The organism is Sphingomonas mali NBRC 15500, from assembly GCF_001598415.1.
Lineage (GTDB): Bacteria > Pseudomonadota > Alphaproteobacteria > Sphingomonadales > Sphingomonadaceae > Sphingomonas > Sphingomonas mali.
Window position 1 is genome coordinate 1 of the sequence record NZ_BCYX01000088.1, and the last position, 3,146, is coordinate 3,146.

The window sequence follows — 3,146 nt, forward strand, 5'->3', positions numbered from 1 at the left end:
GCTCAAGGCGTTGCGCTATAACGATGCGAGTGCGATCGCGGAGCGCCAACGCATATGAGGCGATTGTTGGTGGCGGTGCTGGGGTTGCCACTTCTGGCGGCCGGAGGGACGGATGCGCATGGCGTCCTGACGATCGATGTCGGCAATGTCCGCATCGCCAAGGGCAATGTCCATGTCGACGTCTGTCCCGAGGCGCAGTTCCTCAAGGATAATTGTCCCTGGGCGGGGAATGCACGGGCCAGGCTGGGCGACACGCGCGTGACGGTCGGCAACCTGCCGGCGGGGCGCTACGCGGTGCAGGCCTTTCTTGACGAGAACGGCAATGGTGAGGTCGATCGGGCATTGTTCGGCATCCCGAAAGAGGGCGTCGGCTTCTCGAACGATGCCAAGATCCGCCTCGGTCCGCCCAAATTTGCCGAAGCAGTGTTCGCCTTTGACGGCAATGCGCGTACTATCCGATTGAACCTGCGCTATTTCATGGGCGCTCAAGGTCCGTCGGCGCGCTGATCGTGCGGTCCCCGGTCACGCCAATCGTCGCGGCTAGCGTGCGCCGCCCGTGGCTGACGGTCATCCTGGTGCTCATACTCGCCGCGCTGGCGCTATCGGTCACCGTCGATCGTTTCGCGATGACCACCGACACCGCCGAATTGATCTCTCCCAATGTCGAATGGCGTCAGCGGGAACGGGCGATGGAGCAGGCGTTCCCGCAACTGCGCGACGTGATGCTGGTGATGGTCGACGGTGACACACCCGAACTGGCCGAGGACGGCGCGGCCCGGCTCGCCGCCCGGCTCGCATCCGACAAGGCACATTTCCGGCTGGTCACCCGGCCCGACGGGGGCGACTTCCTCGGGCGCGAAGGCCTGTTGTTCGGCTCCGAGCAGGATGTTCGCGACACCACCGCCGCGCTGGTCGAAGCGCAGCCGATGCTCGGCCCGCTCGCCGCCGATCCCAGCCTGCGCGGCGTCGCGGGCGCCTTGTCGACCATTGCTGACGGAGTCGAGGCGGGCCAGGTCACGTTCCAGCGGATCGGCAAGCCCGTTCGCGCGCTGGGCGACGCCGCCGACGGCGTGCTCGCGGGCAAGCCGAAGCCGTTTTCGTGGCAGGCGCTGTTCGCGGCCAAGAAAGGGACATTGGCCCCGCCGACGCGGCGGCTGATCCTCGCCCAGCCGGTATTGGACCATAGCGCGCTGATGTCCGGGGAAGCGGCGAGCGACGCAGTCCGGACGGCCGCCACCGCGCTCGGGCTGGACGCCGCGCATGGCGTAAAGGTGCAGCTCACTGGCGAGGTGCCGCTGGCCGACGAGGAGTTCGGCACGCTCCAGGAGAATATCGGCCTGGTCGGGCTGGTGATGCTTGCGGCGATGCTGCTCACCTTGTGGTTCGCGACACGATCCGTGCGCCTGGTCGCCGCGATCCTGGCGACGATCGTGCTCGGCCTCCTTGTCACCATGGCGGCCGGGTTGCTCGCGGTCGGCCGCTTCAATCTGATCTCGGTCGCGTTCATCCCGCTGTTCGTCGGGCTGGGGGTGGATTTCGGCATCCAGATCTGTGTCCGCTACAATGCCGAGCGCGCGGCGGGCGCCCCGTCCGATGCGGCGCTTCGCCAGGCGGCGATCGCGCTCGGTGCCCCGCTCACGCTGGCGGCAGGCGCGATCTTCCTGGGTTTCGGCGCGTTCCTGCCGACCGCTTATGTCGGCATCGCCGAGCTCGGCGTGATCGCCGGGCTGGGCATGATCGTCGCGCTGGCGCTGAGCGTCACCTTGCTGCCGGCGTTGGTGATGCTGTTTCGCCCCGGACAACCGCGTGGCGACGTCGGATTCGCCATGCTCGCGCCAGTGGACCGACGGCTCGAACGCAAACGCGCCATGGTGCTGTGGGGATTCGCGATCGCGCTGGTCGCCAGCATTGCGATCCTTCCTTGGGTGACCTTCGATTTCAACCCGCTGCACCTGCGCAATCCCGACGCACCGGCAATGCGCGCATTGGCCGATTTGACGCGCGATCCCGACCGCACGCCCAACACGATCGACGTGCTCGCCGCCAATCCGGCGGAGGCGCAGGCGATCGCCGCCAAACTTGCGCGGCTGCCCGAGGTCGCGCGGGTAATCTCGCTCGACAGCTTCGTGCCCGAAGACCAGCAGGCCAAGCTGCCGATCATCCAGGATGCGGCCCTGTTACTCGACGTGACGATCAATCCGCTCGATATCGCACCGCAGCCGACTGACGCCGATATGGTCGTGGCCCTCTCGCAAAGTGCCGCTAAGCTGCGCACCGTTGCCGGAAGTGGGCAGGAGCCCGGCGCGCGCGATGTCCGGCGCCTCGCAACGCTGTTCGAGCGGCTGGCCAGAAGCACGCCCCAAAAACGCGCCGAGATGAACGCGGCGGTATCCCGGCCACTCGACGTGATGCTCAGCCAGGTCCGGCTTGCCCTGCAGGCGACGCCAGTCACCCGCACCGATCTGCCTGCCGAGCTGGCTCGCGACTGGGTCACGCCCGACGGTCGTGTGCGGCTCCAGGTCTTTCCCAGCGGCGATAGCAATGACAATCGCGTGATCCGCCGGTTCCGGACCGCCGTTGCCGGCGTGACACCGGCGATATCGGGCTTACCGGTCGCAACCCAGGCGGCGGCCAATACCGTGGCTGGTGCGTTCGTCCAGGCCGGCGTCCTTGCTTTCCTGTTGGTGAGCGCTTTGCTGTTCGTGGTGCTCCGCAACGTGCGCGAGGTGGCGTTCACGCTCGCGCCGGTCGTGCTGTCGATTTTTCTGACGCTGGGCAGTTGCGTGCTGATCGGCCAGCCGATCAACTTCGCAAACATCATCGCTTTCCCGCTATTGTTCGGGGTGGGTGTGGCTTTCCACATCTATTTCGTGATGGCGTGGCGGGCAGGGGCGACGGGGCTGCTCCAGTCGAGCCTAGCCCGCGCCGTGATGTTCAGCGCGCTTGCCACCGGCACGGCGTTCGGCAGCCTCTGGCTGTCGCATCACCCCGGGACGGCAAGCATGGGTGAAATCCTGATGATCTCGTTGATCTGGACGCTGATCTGCGCGTTGATCTTCGAACCCGCCCTGCTGGGGCCGCCGAGGCGCGAGCAGGTATAGAGGCGTCTTATGCCGGCCGTTCGTTTCGTGTGCGCGCTGCCCCGT

Annotated in this window: 2 protein-coding genes; both read left to right on the forward strand. The window is 66.8% G+C overall.

Features of this window, described 5'->3' with window-relative positions; genetic code table 11:
- Positions 1–54: 54 nt before the first annotated feature.
- Positions 55–507, forward strand: coding sequence for a DUF2141 domain-containing protein (locus SMA01S_RS23850; RefSeq protein ID WP_066827957.1), 453 nt, complete (start codon positions 55–57; stop codon positions 505–507).
- Positions 507–3,101: a hopanoid transporter HpnN gene (gene hpnN / locus SMA01S_RS23855; RefSeq protein WP_066827959.1), complete on the forward strand. Its 2,595-nt coding sequence runs from the start codon at positions 507–509 to the stop codon at positions 3,099–3,101. Before SMA01S_RS23850 ends, hpnN begins: the two co-directional genes overlap by 1 nt.
- Positions 3,102–3,146: the final 45 nt, after the last annotated feature.